At 61.0% G+C, this 21,468-nt stretch carries 16 protein-coding genes; 15 read left to right on the top strand and 1 reads right to left on the bottom strand.

The genetic code is table 11. The features are described 5' to 3' along the window. The first annotated feature begins 13 nt into the window (after positions 1 to 13). The 3 genes from IC231_RS15495 to IC231_RS15485 all read left to right on the top strand — a co-directional run bounded on the left by IC231_RS15495 (position 14) and on the right by IC231_RS15485 (position 4,432). Positions 14 to 1,360: a type IX secretion system plug protein gene (locus IC231_RS15495; RefSeq protein WP_190785401.1), complete on the top strand. Its 1,347-nt coding sequence runs from the start codon at positions 14 to 16 to the stop codon at positions 1,358 to 1,360. Positions 1,361 to 1,536: 176 nt separating this feature from the next. Further along, positions 1,537 to 2,829, top strand: coding sequence for a cation:proton antiporter (locus IC231_RS15490; protein WP_190785400.1), 1,293 nt, complete (start codon positions 1,537 to 1,539; stop codon positions 2,827 to 2,829). A gap of 148 nt (positions 2,830 to 2,977) precedes the next feature. Next, the gene (locus tag IC231_RS15485) at positions 2,978 to 4,432 is read left to right on the top strand and encodes a M48 family metalloprotease (protein ID WP_190785399.1); all 1,455 of its coding nucleotides are present in this window, start codon (positions 2,978 to 2,980) and stop codon (positions 4,430 to 4,432) included. A gap of 4 nt (positions 4,433 to 4,436) precedes the next feature. Here the strand turns inward: IC231_RS15485 and IC231_RS15480 are convergent, their stop codons facing one another. Next, on the bottom strand, positions 4,437 to 5,057 hold the full coding sequence (locus IC231_RS15480) for a hypothetical protein (protein ID WP_190785398.1): 621 nt from the start codon (positions 5,055 to 5,057) through the stop codon (positions 4,437 to 4,439). 548 nt (positions 5,058 to 5,605) lie between these two features. Between IC231_RS15480 and IC231_RS15475 the strand changes: the two genes are divergently transcribed. The 12 genes from IC231_RS15475 (at position 5,606) to IC231_RS15420 (ending at position 21,342) form a co-directional block, all read left to right on the top strand. Continuing rightward, a complete protein-coding gene (locus tag IC231_RS15475; protein WP_211539101.1) occupies positions 5,606 to 6,382 on the top strand; it encodes a polysaccharide deacetylase family protein in 777 nt (258 codons plus the stop codon). 24 nt (positions 6,383 to 6,406) lie between these two features. After that, on the top strand, positions 6,407 to 7,633 hold the full coding sequence (locus IC231_RS15470) for an oligogalacturonate lyase family protein (RefSeq protein ID WP_190785397.1): 1,227 nt from the start codon (positions 6,407 to 6,409) through the stop codon (positions 7,631 to 7,633). A 145-nt stretch (positions 7,634 to 7,778) separates the two neighbouring features. Further along, the gene (locus tag IC231_RS15465; RefSeq protein ID WP_190785396.1) at positions 7,779 to 8,903 is read left to right on the top strand and encodes a glycoside hydrolase family 88/105 protein; all 1,125 of its coding nucleotides are present in this window, start codon (positions 7,779 to 7,781) and stop codon (positions 8,901 to 8,903) included. A 150-nt stretch (positions 8,904 to 9,053) separates the two neighbouring features. Continuing rightward, a complete protein-coding gene (locus tag IC231_RS15460; protein ID WP_190785395.1) occupies positions 9,054 to 11,927 on the top strand; it encodes a glycosyl hydrolase in 2,874 nt (957 codons plus the stop codon). A gap of 116 nt (positions 11,928 to 12,043) precedes the next feature. Then, positions 12,044 to 13,123 (top strand): glycoside hydrolase family protein, encoded by a 1,080-nt coding sequence (locus IC231_RS15455; RefSeq protein ID WP_190785394.1) that lies wholly within the window; start codon positions 12,044 to 12,046, stop codon positions 13,121 to 13,123. Between the two features lie 197 nt (positions 13,124 to 13,320). Next, a complete protein-coding gene (locus tag IC231_RS15450) occupies positions 13,321 to 14,853 on the top strand; it encodes a sialate O-acetylesterase (RefSeq protein WP_190785393.1) in 1,533 nt (510 codons plus the stop codon). A 228-nt stretch (positions 14,854 to 15,081) separates the two neighbouring features. Beyond that, a complete protein-coding gene (locus IC231_RS15445) occupies positions 15,082 to 16,506 on the top strand; it encodes a glycoside hydrolase family 28 protein (protein WP_190785392.1) in 1,425 nt (474 codons plus the stop codon). 151 nt (positions 16,507 to 16,657) lie between these two features. Next, a complete protein-coding gene (gene fucP, locus IC231_RS15440) occupies positions 16,658 to 17,926 on the top strand; it encodes an L-fucose:H+ symporter permease (RefSeq protein WP_190785391.1) in 1,269 nt (422 codons plus the stop codon). Positions 17,927 to 17,959: 33 nt separating this feature from the next. Beyond that, the gene (locus IC231_RS15435) at positions 17,960 to 18,724 is read left to right on the top strand and encodes an SDR family NAD(P)-dependent oxidoreductase (RefSeq protein WP_190785390.1); all 765 of its coding nucleotides are present in this window, start codon (positions 17,960 to 17,962) and stop codon (positions 18,722 to 18,724) included. A gap of 141 nt (positions 18,725 to 18,865) precedes the next feature. Continuing rightward, positions 18,866 to 19,723, top strand: coding sequence for a fumarylacetoacetate hydrolase family protein (locus IC231_RS15430; RefSeq protein WP_190785389.1), 858 nt, complete (start codon positions 18,866 to 18,868; stop codon positions 19,721 to 19,723). Beyond that, positions 19,710 to 20,540 (top strand): amidohydrolase family protein, encoded by an 831-nt coding sequence (locus IC231_RS15425; RefSeq protein WP_190785388.1) that lies wholly within the window; start codon positions 19,710 to 19,712, stop codon positions 20,538 to 20,540. Before IC231_RS15430 ends, IC231_RS15425 begins: the two co-directional genes overlap by 14 nt. 13 nt (positions 20,541 to 20,553) lie before the next feature. After that, positions 20,554 to 21,342, top strand: coding sequence for an L-fucose dehydrogenase (locus IC231_RS15420; RefSeq protein ID WP_190785387.1), 789 nt, complete (start codon positions 20,554 to 20,556; stop codon positions 21,340 to 21,342). The last annotated feature ends 126 nt before the right edge of the window (positions 21,343 to 21,468 follow it).

Genomic DNA, 21,468 nt, shown 5'->3' with positions numbered 1-21,468 from the left:
GTACATTCGTGGTATGCGCCTTTCCCTAATTATCGCCTCTCTGCTGCTCCTTGTCACGGCCTGCGTGCCGCTTGGTACGCCCATCACCGACCCCAACGCCGCGCGCCGGCCCGCTACGGCCGGGCAGGTGGCCTCCACGGAGTACTACGCCGACAAAACCCTGCGCTACCAGGACTACGTCTATGACCCCAACGTGCGCACCGTGCTGTGCTACGTGCAGTCGGGCACGACCAATGAGATATTTACGCCGCCCGTGGTGCCGCTCAGCCAGGACCAGCCCATCGTGCTGGAATTCGACCTGCTCGGCGACCAGAGCCAACGCCTCACGGCCAAAATCGTGCACTGCGACGCCGACTGGAAGCCGTCTATCCTGACGGATATGCAGTTTCTGAGTGAGATAAACGACATTCTCATCACCAACTACCGCACTTCCGTCAACACCAAAGTGCCTTACTACCACTACAGCATGCGGACGCCGCGCGTGAAGCTGAGCGGCAACTACCTGCTGGTGGTGCAGGGCGCCGGCGGCACGCCGCTGCTCAGCCGCCGCCTGCTCGTGTACGACAACAGCGTGCAGATTTCGATGAAGCAGGGCATTCCGGTAGGCGGGCAGGAGCGCTACACCCTGCAGCAGATTGATTTCGGTATCCGCTACAGTATGCAGCTCGTGAATCCGGCGCAGGAAGTGAAGGTGGTGCTGCGCCAGAATTTCCGCTGGGACAACGCCAAGTACAACCTGCGCCCCACCTTCGTGCGCGACATCGACCGGCAGCTCGACTACCAGTATTTCAACTTCGAAAATGCCTTCCCGGCCCTGAGCGAGTTCCGGTTTTTTGACCTGCGCACGTTCCGCTCCATTGGCATTGGCGTAGCGGCCCTCGATGCCGAAGCCTCGCCCCGGCAGGCGCTGCTGCAGCCGGATGCGTCGCGCAACGGGCAGGGCTATACGCAGTTCGAGGACATCAACGGGCAGCGTGTGATTGAGAGCCGCGAGTACGGCAACGGCGCCACCAACGCCGACTACCTCGACGTGACGTTTCAGCTGCGCGCCCCGCAGCCGGCGGCCGGCCCCGTGTACGTGCTGGGCGCCCTCACCGACTGGCAGCTGAAAGACGAGTTCCGGCTGACCTACGATGCCGAAAAGCAGCTCTACAGCGGCCACGCGCTGCTCAAGCAGGGCTACTACAACTTCATCTACGCCACCCAGACCGCGCAGGGGCCCAACAGCGTGCAGTGGGAGGGGAGCCATCAGGAAGCCGAAAACCAGTACGACCTGCTGGTGTATTACCGCCCGCCCGGCACCCGCGCTGACCTGCTCATCGGCTACCAACTGCTTGATGTAAACAGCCGCCGGCCTTAGGGCACTGGTTGAAGTTTCAGCAAGCTGAAAACGGAATTCCCTCGACTGAGCATCTCTGTACTGCCTGTTTGAGGGAATTTCAACAGACGTTGAGCCAGCTAGCCGGATAGTGCTGGCAGCTAAACAGGGCGTGGCTGCGTAAAGGAGGCAACCGTTTTGCTTATACCTGCCGCTTTATGTCGCTCTACAACCTGATTCTGGTGGTGCTGGGCGTGGCCATTCTGGCCGTTGCCTGGCTTCCGTCGCTGTTGCGCAAATACCCGCTTTCCTATCCCATTATTTTCGTGGGGCTGGGGGCACTGGTGTTTCGGCTGCCCCTGGGGCTGCCCCATCCCGACCCCATCCAGCACTCTTCCTTTATCACGCACCTCACCGAAATCTGCGTGACGGTGGCCCTCACGGGTACCGGCCTCAAGATTGACCGTAAGTTTTCGCTCTGGCGCTGGCGGGCCCCGCTGCAGCTGGTGCTGGTGCTCATGGTCATCACCATTGGGGTGTTTACGGTGGTGGCCTGGAAGCTGGGGGGGCTGCTGCCGGCTTCGGCGGTGCTGCTGGCTGCCACGCTGGCCCCCACCGACCCGGTGCTGGCCGGCGACGTGCAGGTGGGCAAGCCCGGCGAAGGCGGCGAAGACAACGTGCGGTTCTCGCTGACCGGCGAGGCGGGGCTGAATGACGGGTTGGCTTTTCCATTCGTGCATCTGGCCGCGCTGCTGCTTCCCCTGGCAGCGCTGCCGCTTGCCGATGGCCTAGTGCATTGGGTCTGGATGGACGTACTCTACCGCACGGCGGTGGGTGTGGCCGGAGGCTGGCTGGCCGGCAAGGTGCTGTCGTATCTGATTTTTGACCTGCCGCACCGGGTGAAAATCAATCCGGAAGCCTACGGTTTTGTGGCCCTAGCTGTCACGCTGACCGCTTATGGCCTCATTGAACTGCTGCATGGCTACGGTTTTCTGGCGGTGTTTGTGGCAGCCGTTACCCTGCGCGCCCATGAGCGCAGCCACGAGTACCACACCGAAATGCACGAATTCACGGACCAGCTGGAGCGCCTGTTCATTGTTGTTATTCTGATTCTGTTCGGGGGCGCGCTGGTGAATGGCCTGCTGGCTCCCCTGACGTGGTCGGGGGCGGCGCTGGGCCTTTTTTTGCTGCTGATTCTGCGTCCTATGGGTGGTATTCTGACGCTGGGCCGCAGCCGGGTGAGCTGGCCTGAGCGGCTGGTCATTTCGTTTTTCGGAATTCGCGGTATCGGGTCTTTTTTCTATCTGGCTTACGCCCTGAGTAAACACGACTTTCCCCAGGCGCGGGAGCTATGGGCCATCACCGGCTTCACGGTGCTGACTTCAATGGTGCTGCACGGCGCCCTGGCTACGCCGGTCATGAACTGGCTGGACCGCCGGCACGGCCGCCCTACGGCGCAGGAGAAAGAAGAGCAGCAATTGGCGGAGCAGGAAAAACAAGCGGCTTCCTGATTTATTCAAGCCATGGTGGGCGGGTACTACGCCAGCAGAGAATGAAAACTGGCACAGTAGTGGCCTTTCTGCAAAGGCGGCTGTAACCTTTCCACGGCTTAGGTTCGTTGCAGTCCTGTTCCCTTTCCCGCTCTACTCCTCGCTCACTATGCAACCTACTCTCTCATTTTTTCTGCGCGCCGGTGCCCTGATGGCTGTTTTGCTGCCGCTGGGCAGCGCCCGTCCTGCTGTTTCGCACCGCAGTGCCATCCGGCCCGTGCTGCCCGTGCAGGGTGCCCAGCCCGATCCGCAGGTAGTGGCCCAGTTTGGCCTTTTGAACAATACCAAGCTGCAGAACTACATCGACAGCAAAGGCATGCAGATGGGCAAAATCTCCGACCGCCCGGCTGATGTCAAGGGCTTTACCATCGTCGATTCGCCAATCATCAACGCCTTTGCCACGCCTGATGGCCACGTGTACTTTACGCGCGGCATCATGGCCCATTTCAACAATGAGGCGCAATTCAGCGGCGTGCTCGGCCACGAAATCGGGCACATCACGGCCCGCCACGGCCAGAAGCAGCAGACCCGCTCCACTATTGCCAATGGCGCTCTGATTCTGGGTTCCATCCTGTCGAAGCGGGTAGCGTCTATTGCGCAGCCAGCCTCACAGGTGGTGGGCCTGGGCCTGCTCAAGTACGGCCGCGACGACGAAAACGAGTCGGACAAGCTGGGCGTGAAATACTCCAGCGCCATTGGCTACGACCCGGCCTCTATGGCCGATTTTTTCCTGACCCTCGCGCGCACCGAGCAAAGCAGCGGTGCCGCCACGGTGCCCACGTTCCTGTCGTCGCACCCCAACTCCGCCGACCGGTACACCAACGTGAAAAAGCTGGCGCAGCAGGCTGAGCAACAGGCCGGCCGCCAGCTGGCCGTGAACCGCGACCAGTATCTGCGCATGATTGAGGGCCTGCCCTACGGCGACAACCCGCGCGAGGGCTACGTGGAAAGCAGCGTATTCTACCACCCCGACCTGAAGTTCCAGTTTCCAATACCGCAGGGCTGGAAGTCGCAGAACTCACCCAGCCAGTTCCAGATGGCCGAGCCCAACGGCAAGGCGGTTATCGTGCTGCTGCCGGCCGGTAGCAAAGGCCTGGATGAAACCGCGCAGGCGCTGGTGGAGCAGCTGAAAATCCAGAACGCGCAGGCCCAGAAAACGACTATCAACGGCTTCCAGGCCATAGCCATCCAAGGTGACCAGGTGGGGCAGGACCAGCAAACCGGCCAGCAGGCTATTACGGCCCGCACGCTGAGCTTCATCATCCAGGATGGCCAGAACCTGTACGCCTTCGTCGGCCTCACGTCGCCTAACGATTTCAACACTTATGCACCGCAGTTTCAGCGCACGGCCCAGGGCTACAAGCGCCTCACGGATGCCGCTAAACTAAACCGCCAACCCGAGAAGGTGCGCATCAAAACCGCCAAAGCTGGTCAGACGCTGGCCCAGGCCTTAGCGGCCAACGGTATTCCGTCTAAACGCTACGAGGAAATGGCCATCCTCAACGGCATGAAAACTACTGATAAAATGACCAGCGGCATGCTGTTTAAGGTGGTAGGGAAGTAATTTACTATGCATTAAACCACTGCAGGATTCGGGAAACTATTCCTGAATCCTGCAGTGGTTTTTGAGCAAGTCCATTTTCAGGAAATAGTGCTGCTGATAAATCAATTGGAAGTAAGTCTCCGGCTGTGGTGTACAGTAGGATTCTGATTGCTTCTTTGTGTACGCAAGAATAGATACCGCCTAGCGTTTCGATATCAGTGCGGTGGATAGGCGGCTTGACCTTCTTCCGCAGTTGAATAGGCACAATGCCTAACTCTGTGCCCACGCTGCTCCACGCAGCTACTTTTGAGTCAGGAAGCAGGTAGGTTGCAGCTCGGCTAACAGTTTTTTCTGTGTCCTCCTCAGGCAAAAAGCCATAAAAGCTGCATAGTACTTCACTGATTTCGAGTAATAGATAGGGCCACTCATCTTGGTGATGGCAGAATGCTTTGTTCCAGAAGGAATCTAGCCGAAAGACCAGTAGCAGCGAGTTTTCTGCTTGCGAGATGGTCTGGCACCAAAGGGAGTCATGCAGCGTGATGCCATCCAGCAACAGCGAAAATGTGGTGCCGGTAGCTTTGCTCCAGTCAAAAGAACCATTGACTATGCCGTTAGCCAGCCATTCTGGAGAAGTATCATTCAGCATACTGGTGCATAGAACAGAAAACGCCCTGGCCAACTACTGGCTGGGGCGTTTAAGGTACTGAGCAGCTACGGAAGCGGCGCTATGTCGTTCTCAGGACTGCGTGTAAGGCCTACTGTTTAGGAGGCCGCAGTATACGCCGCAGAACCGGCCAGAGCAGCAAAAGGGCCAGTATAATCACCAGGATCAGATTGCCATCCAGTACCCGGCCATTCGCCTCAATTGTAAAGTTTGCTAGGAAAGGGTGAATCCGCATCTGTTGCTGCTTTTAGGTGCCGGCTACCTTCTAAATATCAAGAAAATCCGGCATTTCGGCAGCCTGTATCCTTGTCCATACTTCCGGAGGCCACTTCCTGCAAAAAGGCCGACTAGCCAGAACAGCTGCTTACACGTGCAGATGGCACGGATGCTTTGCCGCCGCTTCACATAGGTGTAAGGACACCGCAGAGTACAGGAGTGTTAGCCAAACAGATACTCCTTTCTTGAGACGCAATCCACTTTCATTGCCTCCTGATTCTGTGATGCTGCGCCGCCTTTCCCTGCTCTGTGTATTGCTACTTCTGTTGGAAGCGGGGCTGGGCGGTGTAGGCGCGCACGCCCAGGTGCTGCGCCGCCCCGTGCCCGACAAGCTGGTGGTACTCACCTTCGATGATGCTGCTCTTAGCCATGCCACCTACGTTGCGCCACTGCTAAGGCAGTACGGGTTTGGCGCCACATTTTTCGTATGCGAATTCCGGGAGCCGGCTTTTGCCGACAAAACGAAGTATATGAGCTGGGCGCAAATTCGGCAGCTGCACCGGCAGGGCTTCGAAGTCGGGAGCCACACGCTCACGCATCGGCACGTCAACCGTCTGACGCAGGAGCAGCTGGGGGCCGAGCTGGATTCGATAGAAGGCCGCTGCCACAGCAACCGGATTCCCCGGCCTGTCACTTTCGCCTATCCAGGCTATGACACCGCGCCCGTCGCTACCACGCTACTGCCGGCGCGCGGCTACCACCTGGCCCGCGCCGGTGGCAGCCGCCCCTACGACCCTGTCACCGATAATCCGCTCCTGATTCCCAGCTTCAGCACCTCCGGCCCCGACACGGCGAAAGTGCTGCCTGCCCTGCGGCAGGCGCAAAACGGCCGCATCGTGGTGCTGACAGTACACGGCGTACCCGATGTGGCCCACGACTGGGTGAGTACGCCGCCCGCACTGTTCGAACTGTACCTACGCTACCTACACGACCATCACTATACGGTGGTGGCGCTGCGCGATTTGGCTCGCTACGTGAACCTGCCCGAAGCCATTCGAACCATTCCGCCCCGCTACGAGAATCTGAAATAACCGCCCTGCCATCCTTTCTGACCTATGAAAACCCACCCGTTTATTACTGTATTGAGCGGCCTGGCGCTGCTAAGTACCGGCGCGCTGGCCCAGGCCAAGCTCGTGACCGGCGCGCAAACGCCCATGCCTGCCGCCGAGTGGATCGACCAGGACACCGGCCACCGCGTGATGCGCCTTACGCCACTGGGCGGCAACAACAACAGCTTCTACTTCCACAACAAGCCCTTTCTGGCGGCTAAAGGCAGTGACGGCGACCAGATGGTGTTCTACCACTCCGATGCCCAGGGCAAGCAGCTGCGCACCATCAACCTGAAAACGCGCGCGGTGCAGCCGCTCACGCGCTACTTCCAGAAGATGAGCGGCGAAATTGTGGCCCCAAAGCGCCGGGAGGTGTTCTACCAAACCGGCGACTCGGTATACGCCACCCACGTCGATACCCGAAAGACACGGCTGGTGTTCGTGTTTCCCCAAGATTTCCGGGCCAGCATCACCACCCTCAACGCCGACGAAACTCAGCTCGGCGGGGCTTGGGCCTCTGATGCGGAAAAGGAGATTTCGCGGCAGTACCCGGAGAAGAAAGATTACTTCCGCCGCATCTACGAGTCGAAGCTGCCGCGCACCTTGTTTACGGTGAGCACCGAGGGCGGCCAGCTCAGCAAGCTGTTCACGGACACGGCCTGGCTGAACCACGTGCAGTTTTCGCCCACTGACCCGAAACTGCTCATGTTCTGCCACGAAGGCCCTTGGGAGTTGGTGGACCGCATCTGGACCATCGACACGAAAACCAAGGCGGTGAAGCTGGTGCACAAGCGCACGATGGACCGCGAAATATTCGGCCACGAGTGGTTTGCGCCCGACGGCAAAACCATCTGGTTCGACCACCAGCTACCGCGCGGTGCCACGTTCTTCGTGACGGGCACCAACCTGAAAACCGGCAAAGAGAAGAAGTACGAGCTTACTCGCGACGAGTGGAGCGTGCACTACACCATTTCGCCCGACCAGAAGACGTTTGCCGGCGACGGTGGCTACCCCAGCTCGGTGGCGCACTCGCCCAACGGCCAGTGGATCTACCTGTTCCGGCCCGATGGCGACAAATTCAAAGCCGAGAAGCTGGTGAACCTAGCCAAGCACAACTACCACTTGGAGCCCAACGTGCATTTCTCCCCCGACGGCAAATGGCTGATCTTTCGGGCCAACTTTGAGGGCGAAAACCAGGTGTACGCCGTGGAAATAGCCAAAGCCGCCTCGTAAAAACCGACATAAAACACCGTCATGCTGAGCTTGTCGAAGCATCTCTACCGCTTCGTTGAAGTGGGACAGACGAAGCGGTAGAGATGCTTCGACAAGCTCAGCATGACGAACTGGGTATCATAACCGACGACCTCAAACCCACCCAATGCTCAAATCCATTCTCACGGCCGGCCTGCTGGCCTTGCTTACGCTGACGACGCAGGCCCAGAAGCTGCCCAAAAAGAAGGCCATCCTTAAGACGATGACCCGCGCCAACGACTACTTCATGCAGAAGTGGCCCGACACCGGCAAGGAAATCACGACCAACAAAACCCGTCCCAGCCACATCTGGACGCGCGCCGTGTACTACGAGGGCCTGCTGGCGCTGCACAGCGTGGACAAGCAGAAGCGCTACTACGACTACGCCGTGGACTGGAGCCAGAAGCACCAGTGGGGCCTGCACCGCGGCATCGAAACCCGCAACGCCGACAACCAGTGCGCCGGCCAGACCTACCTCGCCCTCTACGAAATAGACCCGCAACCCGAGCGCCTGCGCGACATCAAAGCCAGCATCGATTTGATGGTGAAAAGCCCGCAGGTAGACGACTGGTGGTGGATTGACGCCCTGCAAATGGCCATGCCTATCTATGCCAAGCTGGGCGCCATAACTCAGGATACGGCCTACTACGAGAAGATGTACCGCCTCTACAACTACTCGAAAACCCGGCACGGCGGCAGCGGCCTCTACAACCCGCAGGACCAGCTCTGGTGGCGCGACAAAGACTTCGTGCCGCCCTACAAAGAGCCCAACGGCGAGGACTGCTACTGGAGCCGCGGCAATGGCTGGGTGGTAGCGGCCATGGTGCGCGTGCTGGAAATCATGCCCAAAGGGGCCCCGCACCGCGAGGAATATGAGCAGATGTACTTGGCCATGATGAAGGCCCTGCCGCCCCTACAGCGCCCCGACGGCTACTGGAACGTGAGCTTACACGACCCCACCAACTACGGCGGCAAGGAGCTGACCGGTACGGCGCTGTTCACCTATGGCATGGCCTGGGGCATCAACCACGGCCTGCTCGACGCCAAGCAGTACCAGCCCATCATCACGAAAGCCTGGAACGCCATGGCCACCGAATGCGTGCACCCGAACGGCTTTCTGGGCTACGTGCAGGGCACCGGTAAAGAGCCCAAAGATGGCCAGCCCGTGAGCTACACCAGCAAGCCCGACTTCGAGGACTACGGCCTCGGCTGCTTCCTGCTCGCCGGCACGGAGCTGGTGAAGATGAAGTAGAAGTGTAAGAAATGAACGTCATTCCGAGCGAGGCGCAGCCGTAGTCGAGGAATCTCACTAGTGTGGTAATTACCACCACAACGTCAGCACGCGAGATTCCTCGACTTCGCTCAGCGTGACGTTCTGAAATATCCATTGCCACCCCGCCCCATGAAACCCACTCTCGCTTTTTCCCTGCTCGTTGCTGCCACTCTAGCCCAGGTGCCCGCCCGTGCCCAACAGGCGCCGCGCTGGCCGGAAATCACGCAGCAGCACAAGCCCTGGACGCGCTGGTGGTGGCAGGGCAGCGCCGTGAACGAGCAGGACCTCACGCGCCTGCTCACCCAATACCAGCAGGCGGGGCTGGGGGGCGTGGAAATCACGCCGATTTATGGCGTGAAAGGCACCGAAAACCAGTTCATCAGCTTCCTGGCGCCGCGCTGGATGGACATGCTGCAGCACACGCTCACGGAGGCTGGGCGGCTGGGGCTGGGCGTGGATATGGCGCAGGCGTCGGGCTGGCCGTTCGGTGGGCCCTGGGTGACGCCCAACGACGCCTGCAAGTACGTGGCGCATCAGACCTACACCGTGGCCGGCGGCGCCCAGCTGCAGGAGCCCGTACGCTTTATGCAGAAGCCGCTGGTGAAAACCGTCGGCCAGCCTATCGATATCAAGCAGCTGGCTGACCCTATCACCAAGAACCCTAATCTGCAGCTCCACGCCTTCGACCAGGTGCGCTTCGAGAAGCTGCTGCCGCTGCAAGCGTTGGTAGCGTATTCCGATAAGGGCCAGACGCTGGATTTGACCAGCAAAGTAGACGCCGCCGGTAAACTGAACTGGACCGCCCCGACGGGTGCCGCCTGGACGCTCTACGCCGTGTTTGAGGGCTGGCACGGCAAGCAGGTGGAGCGCGCCGGCCCCGGCGGCGAAGGCGACGTAATTGACCACTTCTCCAAAACTGCCACCCAGCACTACCTGGCGCGTTTTGATGAGGCGTTCAAGGGCCGCAACGTGCAGCCCATCCGGGCCTTTTTCAACGATTCGTATGAGGTAGACGACGCGCAGGGTGAGGGCAACTGGACGCCGCAGATGTTCAGTGAATTCCAAAAGCGCCGCGGCTACGATTTGCGCCAGCACCTGCCGGCCCTGTTCAGCAAGGAAGCGGAAGACCAGCAGCACCAGCGCGTACTCAGCGACTACCGCGAAACGGTTTCGGAACTGCTGCTCGAAAACTACACCCAAACCTGGCACGACTGGGCCAAAACGCACGGCGCACTCATCCGCAACCAGGCCCACGGCTCCCCGGCCAACATCCTCGACCTCTACGCCGCCACCGACATTCCGGAAACTGAGGGCGAGGATCTGCTGCGTTTGAAATTCGCCTCATCGGCGGCGCACGTTACCGGCAAGCCGCTTACCTCGTCGGAGTCGGCTACCTGGGAAAATGACCACTTCCTGTCCAAGCTCAGCGACGTGAAGAAGGCCATGGACATGATGCTGCTTGGGGGCGTAAACCACACGTTTTACCACGGCACCAACTACTCGCCGCAGGCTGCGGCGTGGCCGGGCTGGCTGTTCTACGCGGCCGTGCACTTCAACCCCAACAACACGTTTTGGAACGACTTCGGGCAGCTGAACCGCTACGTAGCGCATTGCCAGAGCTTTTTGCAGGCCGGCCAGCCCGCCAACGACGTGCTGGTGTATCTGCCCATCTACGATTCCTACGCCCGCCCCGGCAAGGTGCTGCTCCAGCACTTCGACGGCATCAGCCACGGCTTCAAGGGCATGCCGGTGGGCGCGACCGGGGAGGAGTTGCTCAAGCAGGGCTATGGCTTCGACTTTATTTCTGATAAGCAGCTGCGGCAAACCAAAACTACCGGCCGCACCCTGCAAACCGGCGGCGGCACTGCCTACCAAACCTTGCTGCTGCCCGATGCGCGCCTCGTGCCGCTGGCCACGCTGGAGCACTACCTGCAGCTGGCCCGCAACGGTGCCACGCTGGTGGTGCAAAACCAGTTGCCTACTGACGTGCCCGGCCTGGCCCAGCTCGATAAGCGCCGCGCCGCCTTCCGCAAGCTGCTGGCCGAGCTGAAATTTCAGCCCAGCGGCACGGCCGGCGTTCAGAAAGCCAAACTGGGCAAGGGCGCGGTGCTGGTGGGCAAAGACGTAAGCCAGCTGCTGGCTGCGGCCGGCGTGCAGCGCGAAACCCTAACCGATAGCGGCCTACAGTTCGTGCGCCGCCGCCACGCCACCGGGCACTACTACTTCTTGGCCAACTCCTCCGACAAGCCGCTGGACACTTGGGTGTCGCTGCAAACCGCCGCAAAATCGGTGGCGCTCTACAACCCCATGACCGAACAGCTGGGCCTGGCCAACTGGCGTATGTCAGCTAAGGGCATGCCGGAGGTGCGCCTGCAACTGGCCCCCGGCGAGTCGTGTTTGCTGGAAACCACCGGCGCCGCCCTGACCGGTCCCCTGTATGCCTACCAGCAGGCCGCTGGCCCTGCGCAGCCCATACAAGGCACCTGGAACGTGCGCTTCGTGTCGGGCGGGCCGGCGCTGCCGGCTCCGGTGCAGACGTCGGAGCTGAAATCGTGGACCGATTTCGGTGGCGACGCCGGCCGGAAATTCTCCGGTACGGCGGCGTACACCATCAGCTTCCCGCAACCCACTGGCTCGGGCGAGGGCTGGCTGCTGAACCTGGGCCGCGTGGCCGAAAGCGCCCGCGTGCAGCTGAACGGCCAGGAGCTGGGTACGCTTATTGGCCCCAGCTACCAGGTGTTCATCCCGAAAAACCAGCTGCAGGCCAGCAACACGCTCACCGTCAGCGTCAGCAACGGCATGGCCAACCGCATCATCGATATGGACCGCAACCACGTGCCCTACAAGAATGCCTACAACATCAATATGTCGTCGAAGCTCAAGGAAAACCGGGGCACCGACGGTCTGTTCACCGCCGAGAAATGGGACCCGAAAGAGTCTGGTTTGCTGGGCCCGGTGACGCTCACGCCAGTGGCAACCGGCGCTGGCGGCAAGATGCAGTAGAACGAATGTAGAGACGCGAATACGCGTCTTCCGCCAAAACGACCAGCCCTGCGCCGTTCGCCCAAACAACGTCAGCACCGACGAGACGCGAATACGCATCTATACAGCCACTCCTCATGCCTACCCGCCGCCACTTTCTTGCAACCCTTGCACTGGCTCCATTTGCCCGGGCGGCGGTGGGCTTTGCGGCCGGGCGGCTGATTGACTTCCCAAAGGCGGACTTTGCTAGGTTCAGCAAGCACCTGCAGCCTGTTGGGCGGGCCTTGGAAATGGAGGGTTACTACGTGTGGTGCAACAGCCCGATTTACGGGCCCGATGGCCGGGTGCACGTGTTTTTTTCGCGCTGGGATGCCCGAAAGGGGATGGGTGGCTGGCTCAACGGCTGCGAAATAGCCCGCGCCGTGGCCGACACGCCCGCCGGGCCGTTTGTGTACCAGGAAACCGTGCTGGCCCCGCGCGGCCCTGGCTTCTGGGACGCCACCACCTGCCACAACCCCAGCATTCAGCTCATGGACGGCCAGTACTGCCTGTTTTTTATGGGCACCAGCAACGGCAAAACCGACAGCAAGCGCATCGGGCTGGCTACCGCGCCCACTCTCGAAGGCCCCTGGACCCGCCCCGACGCACCGCTGCTGCTGCCTGGCCCCACCGGCGCCTGGGACGACCATTGCACTACTAATCCAGCTTTTGTAAAACACGAAGGCAAGTACTGGCTGTATTACAAGTCGTGGAATACGCAGGAGTACGTCACGTCGAAAGACCCCACGATTCGGGGCAACCGCAAGTACGGGCTGGCTGTGGCCGACCAACTGGCAGGTCCCTACGTGAAGTACGCCGGCAACCCCGTAATCGACTTCTCCCGGCAGGGCCACAACAAGCAGTTCGAGGACGCTTTCGTGTGGCGGCAAAACGGCCGTTTCTGTCTGCTGGCCCGCGACATGGGTGTGTACAACCACGAAGTCGGCCTCTACCTGGAATCCCGCGACGGCAAGGAGTGGAGCTACCCCAAAATTGCCTTCCGCGCCCTGCGCGACTACGGCGTGCAGGAGCCGCCCGCCCCGCCCAAGCTTAAGCGCTACGGCCGCCTAGAGCGCCCCCAACTCCTGCTCCGCGACGGCAAACCCGAATACCTGTTCTGCGCCTCGCAAGGCGGCAAATACATGACTGCCTCCTCGTTCGTGTTCCGGATTACGTGAGTGAGAATTTCAATTCGCAGTGGCCGTCATGCTGAGCTTGTCGAAGCATCTCTACCGCTGGCTAATCAATGCTATTGCAACGAGGCGGTAGAGATGCTTCGACAAGCTCAGCATGACGGCCACTGCCTTAATTAACATACGCTCCGCTCAGCCTTAGACAACCCTCATCCTACACTCCCCGCCAAAAACCACCTCACATGTATCATCCTTCCCGACACACCAGCTTCCTCTCCGTTCTGCTGCTAGCAGGCGCCCGCGTTGCCCTGGCCGACGTTACGCTGCCAGCGCTCATCACCGACAACATGGTGCTGCAGCAAAAATCGGAGGTAGCGCTGTGGGGCTGGGCCGCGCCTGGTGAGGCCGTAACGGTGACGGCCAGTTGGGCGAAAAAGCCCATGCAGGCTACGGCCGATGCGCAGGGCAACTGGCTGGTGCGCATGCCCACCACCAAGGCCGGCGGCCCCTATACGCTCACGGTTCAGGGCAATAACAAGCTCACTGTCAGTAATGTGCTGCTGGGGGAAGTGTGGCTGTGCTCGGGGCAGTCGAATATGGCGTTTCCGCTGGCCAAGGGCGCTTCCAAGTGGATGACGGGCGTGCTCAATGAGGCCGAAGTGGTGCCGAAAGCCACCAGGCCCACCCTCCGTATGTTCACGGTAGCGCAGCGCGTGTCCGATGAGCCCCAGCGAGACGTGCAGGGTAGCTGGGTGGTGTGCAGCCCCCAAACGGTGGGCAACTTCTCAGCGGTGGCGTACTTTTTCGGGCAGGAAATTCAGGACAAAACCGGCGTGCCGGTGGGGTTGATTCACTCGTCGTGGGGCGGCACGCCGGCCGAGTCGTGGACGCGGCGTGAGGTGCTGGAGCAGAACCCTACGCTGCGCCCGATTCTGACCCGCTACGCCGACGGCCTCACCCAACGCCCCGCCTATGAAACCGCGCTGGCCGCCTGGAAACTGGAGAAGGAGCGCAATCCGCAAACCAAGCAGCCCAAGCCCAGCGAGCCGCTGAGCGCCACCAGCAACAAGTCGCCGGCCAAGCTCTACAACGGCATGATCCGGGGCCTGGAGCCGTACACGTTGCGCGGCACCATCTGGTACCAGGGCGAGAGCAATGCCGAGCGCGCCTACCAATACCGCACGCTGTTTCCGGCCCTGATTGCCAGCTGGCGCCAGGCGTGGCAGCAGCCCGACATGCCGTTCTACTTCGTGCAGATCACGCCCCACAAAGGCCAGAACCCCGAAATCCGCGAAGCCCAGCTGTTGTCCTGGCAAACCGTGCCGCGCACCGGCATGGTCGTCACGACCGACGTGGGCGACTCGCTGGACATTCATCCGCGCAACAAGCAGGCCGTGGGGCACCGGCTGGCGCTGTGGGCGCTGCGCAACGAGTACGGCGAGAAAAAGCTCGTCACCTCGGGCCCGATCTACAAAGCCCTGAAAATCTACAAGAATACCGCCCGCCTCAGCTTCGACTATGCCGAGGGCCTGAAAGCGGAAGGCGGGGCGCTGCGCGAGTTCACTGTGGCGGGCGCCGACGGCGTGTTTCATCCCGCGCAGGCCGTTATTGAAGGCAATACGGTGGTGGTGAGCAGCGCCCAGGTGCCGCAACCGGTGGCCGTGCGCTTCGGCTGGCGCAAGTCGCCGATGCCCAACCTGTTCAACGCCGCCGGGCTGCCCGCCTCGCCGTTCCGCACCGACATCTGGCCCACACCGACGGAGGGCAAGAATTGAGGCCGCGTCAACAAAATTTCTGCAAAAAGAGAATTGCAGGTGAGTGCGGGAGGGTGCCCAGAACGGAAAATGGCAGCTTTGGATGAGTGAAATAAGAGAGCAATAACCTGATGTGTAGCTGGGCATCGGAGCTGCGGCCGTGGGAATCCGTTGTTCCACCGCCCGGCTACCATCAGGTTCTTTGCTTTATATGCCTCTCCCGATCTGCCAACCCACCTGCCTGCCGATATGAACCTGATCCTTTCGCTGCTACTGCCGCTGCTGGCCTGGCTGAATTCCTTCGGGACGCCGCCTACTGCCGCCCCCGCCGACCCGGCCTGGGTGAAAGAAGTGGGCGCGAAATCCATGCCCGCCACCCAAAACACTTTCCTAGTCGCCAAATACGGCGCGGTGGCCGACGGCAAAACCCTCAACACTCAAGCCATCCAGAAAGCCATTGATGCGGCGGCCAAAAAGGGTGGCATCGTGACGTTTGCGCCGGGCCAGTACCTCACGGGCTCCATCTTTTTGAAGAAGGGCGTGACGCTCCATATTCCGCAGGGCGTAACGCTGCTCGGTAGCCAGGAGTTGAAGGACTACCCCGAAATTCCGTCGCGCATTGCGGGCGTGGAAATGGTGTGGCCCGCGGCCCTCATCAATATCCTCGATCAGGAAAACGTGGCCATCACCGGCCAGGGGACCGTCGATGGCCAGGGCAAGCCGTTCTGGGAGAAATACTGGGCCATGCGCAAAGAGTACGACGCCAAAGGCCTGCGCTGGATTGTGGACTACGATGCCAAACGTCCCCGTACGCTGCTGGTTTCCAACTCCAGCAACGTCACGCTTGAAGGCATCACGCTGCAGCGCGCCGGCTTCTGGACGGTGCACATTCTGTACTCCAAGCACGTAACGGCCGACGGCTTAGTGGTGCGCAACAACATCGGCGGCCACGGCCCCAGCACCGACGGCATCGACATCGACTCCAGCTCCTACGTGCTGGTGCAGAACTGCGACATCGACTGCAACGACGACAACTTCTGCCTGAAAGCCGGCCGCGACTGGGATGGCCTGCGCGTGAACCGCCCCACCGAGTACATCCTCATCCAGAACTGCGTGGCCGGCGCCGGCGACGGACTGTTCACCTGTGGCTCCGAAACGTCGGGCGGCATCCGCCACGTCATTGCCCGCGGCCTCAAGGCGAAGGGCACCAAGTACGGCATCCGGTTGAAATCGGCCACCAACCGCGGCGGCGTGGTCGAGGACATTGTGGTGGAAGACATTCAGATGGATGGCGTGCGTGTGCCCATCATCATGACCATGAACTGGAACCCGGCCTATAGCTACTCCACGCTGCCGGCCGGCTACACCGAAGCTACGCTGCCCGAGCACTGGAAGAAAATGCTGGCCAAAGTGGAGCCTGTGGAGCGCGGCACGCCGCATTTCCGCAACGTGCGCATCAGCAACCTGCGCGCCACCGGGGCTGGCGAAGCCATTTCGGCCGAGGGCTTGGCCGTGTCATTGCTGGAAAACTTCACGCTGGAAGACATCAGCATCACGGGTAAGAAAGCCGGCAAAATCGACTTCGCCCAGGGCTGGAGCGTCAAGGGCCTCGACATTAAAGCCGAAAACCAGGAGCCGGTGGCCGTGCAGAACAGCGCGGGCATGAAGTTCTAAAACTGTCTGCTGTTCGCCTGTCATCCTGAGCCCCGCGAAGGACCTTATCACACCAGAACGGCAACCGTTCAACGCTAACCCAGCCGTGACAAGATCCTTCGCGGGGCTCAGGATGACAGTTACCTAGCTGCTGCTGCTCATTCTGCCACCGATGAAGAAAAACCAGAACCTGTTTGCGGTAGCCCTGATTACCTCGCTGTTTTTTCTGTGGGGCTTCGCCGTGAACTTGAACCCGGTGCTGATTCCGCACCTCAAAAAGGCCTGCCAGCTTACCGATACCCAGTCGGCGCTGATTGACTCGGCGTTCTTTGCGGCCTACTTTCTGGTGGCGCTGCCGGCCGGGCAGTTCATGAAGCGTTTCGGCTACAAAGGCGGTATTCTGGTGGGGTTGGGCCTGTTTGCTACGGGCGCCTTCCTGTTTTATCCGGCCGCTGAAACCCGGGCCTACGGCTTCTTTCTGGTGGCGCTGTTCATCATTGCCAGCGGCCTCACGTTCCTGGAAACGGCCGCCAACCCCTACATCACCGTGCTCGGCGACCCGGCCGGCGCCACCCAGCGGCTGAACTTCGCGCAGTCGTTCAACGGGCTGGCGGCCACGCTGGCGCCGCTGCTGGGCGGCAAGCTGATTCTGTCGGGCCAGAGCCTAACGGCCGGGCAGCAGGCGGCCATGGCCCCGGCGCAGCTCGATGCCTACCTGAGCCAAGAGGCTTCGGCAGTGCAGCTGCCGTATCTGGTGATTGGGGCCGTGGTGCTGCTGGTAGCCGTGGTGCTTTATTTCACCCGCCTACCCGATATTATCGAGGCTGCGGCCACTGACGATGCTAGCGCGCAGGGTTCGTTGTGGCAGGAAAAAAACCTGCTGCTGGGCGTGCTGACGCAGTTTTTCTACGTGGGCGCGCAGGTGTGCATCAGTAGCTTTTTCATTCGGTTTGCGGGCAGCGTGGCCGGCATTCCGGAGCAGACGGCCACGCTGTATCTGTCGGGGGCACTGCTCAGCTTTATGGCGGGCCGCTTCATCGGGACGGCGCTAATGCGGGTGGTGGCCCCGGCAAAACTGCTGGCCGTGTGCAGCTTGCTGAATGTGCTGCTGGTGGGTTTGGCCGTGACGCTGGAAGGCCAGCTGCCGGTGTATGCGCTGATGGGCGTGGAGTTTTTCATGTCCATCATATTTCCCACTATCTTTTCGCTCAGCATTCGCGGGCTGGGGCCCAGAACCAAGGACGGCTCCTCGCTGCTGATTATGGCCATTGTGGGCGGCGCGGTGTTTCCGGTGCTCATGGGCCGCGTATCCGATGCCAGCTCCATCCAAACGGCCTACGTGGTGCCGGGTTTGTGCTTTTTGGTGGTGCTGTACTTCGCCCTCCGCAACGCGCGGGTGCCGTTGGGGCCACCTGCTCCGGCCCTGGCGGGCGGCCACTGAGCCCGCGGCTACTTTTTCTAAAACCAGACCTTCATGTTCAGTTTACAAGGCAAAAGCGCCGTCGTGACGGGCGGCGGCAGCGGAATCGGGCAGGCCATTGCGCAGCTGTTTGCGCAGCAGGGCGCCCATGTGCACATCATCGAGTTCAACCAAGAAGCCGCAACTCAAACCGTAGCGGCCATCCAACAAGCCGGCGGCGCGGCGCAGGCGCACCTGCTCGATATCAGCCAGCAGGCCGACGTGGTACGCGTGTTTCAGGCCATCGGCCAGGTGGATATTCTGGTCAATAATGCCGGTATTGCCCACGTCGGCAATGTGGCGCAAACCGCCGAGGCCGACTTCGACAGGGTGTATCAGGTGAACGTGAAGGGCGCCTACAACTGCCTGTTTGCGGCCGTGCCCCTGATGCAGCAGCACGGCGGCGGCGCCATCCTCAACATGGCCTCCATTGCCGCCCACGTCGGCATCACCGACCGGTTTGCCTACTCCATGAGCAAGGGTGCCATCCATGCCATGACGCTGTCGGTGGCGCGCGACTACCTGGCGGCGGGCATCCGCTGCAACAGCATTTCGCCGGCCCGCGTGCACACGCCGTTCGTGGATGGCTTCATTGCCAAAAACTACGCCGGCCGCGAAGCAGAGCTATTCGACAAGCTCTCCAAAAGCCAGCCCATCGGCCGCATGGGCACACCTGCCGAAGTGGCTGCCCTGGCTCTGTACCTGTGCTCCACTGAAGCCGGCTTCGTCACCGGCTGCGACTATCCGCTGGATGGCGGTTTCATCACGCTGAATAATTGATTGGTGGGAGTTGATTGGTGGTTGTTGGAGGCCGATTGTTTTGTGCTTTGCAACGTCCGACTCATCTGCCCGACCTTCCCAGCAATCAACTCCCAACAATCATCAATTAACAATCAGCCTTCACCAATCACTTAGCATCATATGAAGCTAATCCGCCACGGCCGGCCTGAGCAGGAGCATCCCGGCATCATCCTCAACGACCGGAAGTACGACGTTTCAGCTTTCGGCGAAGACTACAACGAAGCGTTTTTTGCCAGTAATGGCCTGGCGCGGTTGGCGGAGTTTGTGCAAGCCAACGAAAGCCAGTTGCCGGAGCTGTCCGACGATGTACGACTAGGCAGCCCGGTGGCGCGACCCAGCAAAATCGTGTGCGTGGGCCTCAACTACGCCGACCACGCCCGCGAAACCGGGGCCACGCCGCCGCCCGAGCCGGTGCTGTTCTTCAAGTCCACCACGGCGCTGGTGGGCCCGAACGACGCCATTATCATCCCGAAAAATTCGGTGAAAACCGACTGGGAAGTGGAGCTGGCTGTGGTGATTGGCCGGCGCGCCTCCTACGTGGACGAAGCCGAAGCGCACGAGTACATTGCCGGCTACGCGCTGCACAACGACGTGTCGGAGCGCGAGTTTCAGTTGGAACGCAGCGGCACCTGGGACAAAGGCAAGGGCTGCGACACCTTCGCGCCCATTGGTCCCTGGCTGGCCACGCCCGACGAAATTCCGGACGTAGATAACCTGCGTTTGTGGCTGAGCGTGAACGGGCAGATGATGCAGGACGGCACTACCGCCAACCTGATTTTCCGGATTCCGTTTCTGGTCAGCTACATCAGCCAGTTCATGACGCTGCTGCCCGGCGACATCATTTCCACGGGCACCCCGGCCGGCGTGGGGCTGGGCTTCAACCCGCCCGTGTACCTCAAGCCCGGCGACGTGGTGGAGCTGGGCATCGACGGGCTGGGCGCGTCTCGGCAGCAACTGCGGGCCTATGCCAAGGATTGACGCGCACCAGCACTTCTGGCACTTCGACGCCCGGCGCGACACCTGGATAACGCCCGATATGGCCGCCATCCAGCGCGACTTTCTGCCGCCGGATTTGGAGCCGCTGTTGCACCGCCACGGCTTCGACGGTTGCGTGGCCGTGCAGGCCAGCCAAAGCACGGCTGAAACCGAGTTTCTGCTGGAGCTAGCCGCCCGCCACGACTTCATCCGGGGCGTGGTAGGCTGGGTTGATCTGCAGGCAGAAAACGTGGCCGAGCAGTTGGTACACTACGCGCAGTTCGATAAGCTGAAAGGCTTCCGGCATATCCTGCAGGGCGAAACCGACCACGCCCTCATGCTCCGGCCGGAATTCCGGCGCGGTATTGCGGCGCTGTATCAGCACGGCTTCACCTATGACCTGCTCATCCAACCCGACCAGCTGGACTACGCAGCCGAGTTGGCAGACGTGTTTTCCACGCAGCCCTTTGTGCTCGACCACCTCGCCAAGCCGCTCATTAAAGCTGGCGAGATGGAGCCTTGGCGGCGCAAAATGCAGGCTTTGGCCGCGCACGAAAACGTTCTGTGCAAGGTGTCGGGCCTGGTGACGGAAGCCGACTGGCAGCACTGGACGCCGCAGGATTTCCGGCCGTATCTGGATGTTGTGTTCGACGCCTTTGGGCCCGCCCGCCTCCTGTTTGGCTCCGACTGGCCGGTGTGCAACGTGGCCGGGGGCTACGGCCGTGTGGTGGAACTGGTGCAGGACTACGTAGCGCGTTTTTCGGCAACGGAGCAGGCCGGTTTCTGGGGCGAAAACGCCGCGCGGGTGTACCACTTATAAGTCAGTTTTAGCCATGGATTTACAGCTTCAGGACAAAGTGATTCTCGTAAGCGGCGGCGCCAAAGGCATCGGCGAAGGTATTGTGCAGGTGCTGGCGCGGGAAGGTGCCGTGCCGGTTATCATCGGCCGCAACGAAGCCGATAATCAGGCTGCCGTAGCGGCTGTGGTAGCGGCGGGTGGCCGCGCCGGCCAGGTGGTGGCCGAGCTATCGGACCCGGCGCAGTGCGAAGCGGCCGTGCAAGCCGCCGTGGCGCAGTTTGGCCGCCTGGATGGGCTGGTAAATAACGCCGGCGTGAACGACGGCGTGGGCTTGGAGCACGGCAGCTACGAGGGATTTGTGGCGAGTCTGCACCGCAACCTGGTGCACTACTACCTGCTGGCGCACCACGCGCTGCCGGAGCTGAAAAAGTCGCGGGGCAGCATCGTGAACATCAGCTCCAAAACGGCCGAAACGGGCCAGGGCAATACCTCGGCCTACGCCGCCGCCAACGGCGGCCGCAATGCCCTCACCCGCGAATGGGCCGTAGAACTGCTCAAATACGGTATCCGCGTGAATGCCGTGATGGTGGCCGAGTGCTGGACGCCGCAATACGAATCCTGGATTCAGACGCTGCATAACCCCGCCGAAAAGCTCCGCGAAATCACCGCCCGAATTCCTCTGGAAAACCGCATGACCACGGCCGAAGAAATTGCTAACACCACGGCCTTTCTGCTCTCGGCCCGCAGCAGCCACACCACCGGCCAGATTCTGCACGTCGATGGCGGCTACGTGCACCTCGACCGCGCCCTGGCCAATGCCTGAATAGTGGCTGGCCATAAGGCATAGAATTGACTAGGCTGGGTCTGAAAACTCCAGAACGTCATGCTGAGCTTGCCGAAGCATCTCTCCCGCTTTGCCTGATTACTATTGTAACGAAGCAGTAAAGAT

The sequence above is a fragment of the Hymenobacter duratus genome (assembly GCF_014698995.1).
Taxonomy (GTDB): domain Bacteria; phylum Bacteroidota; class Bacteroidia; order Cytophagales; family Hymenobacteraceae; genus Hymenobacter; species Hymenobacter duratus.
The sequence above is the reverse complement of the archived record's forward strand: the minus strand, read 5'-3'. Positions and strand labels throughout refer to the sequence as shown.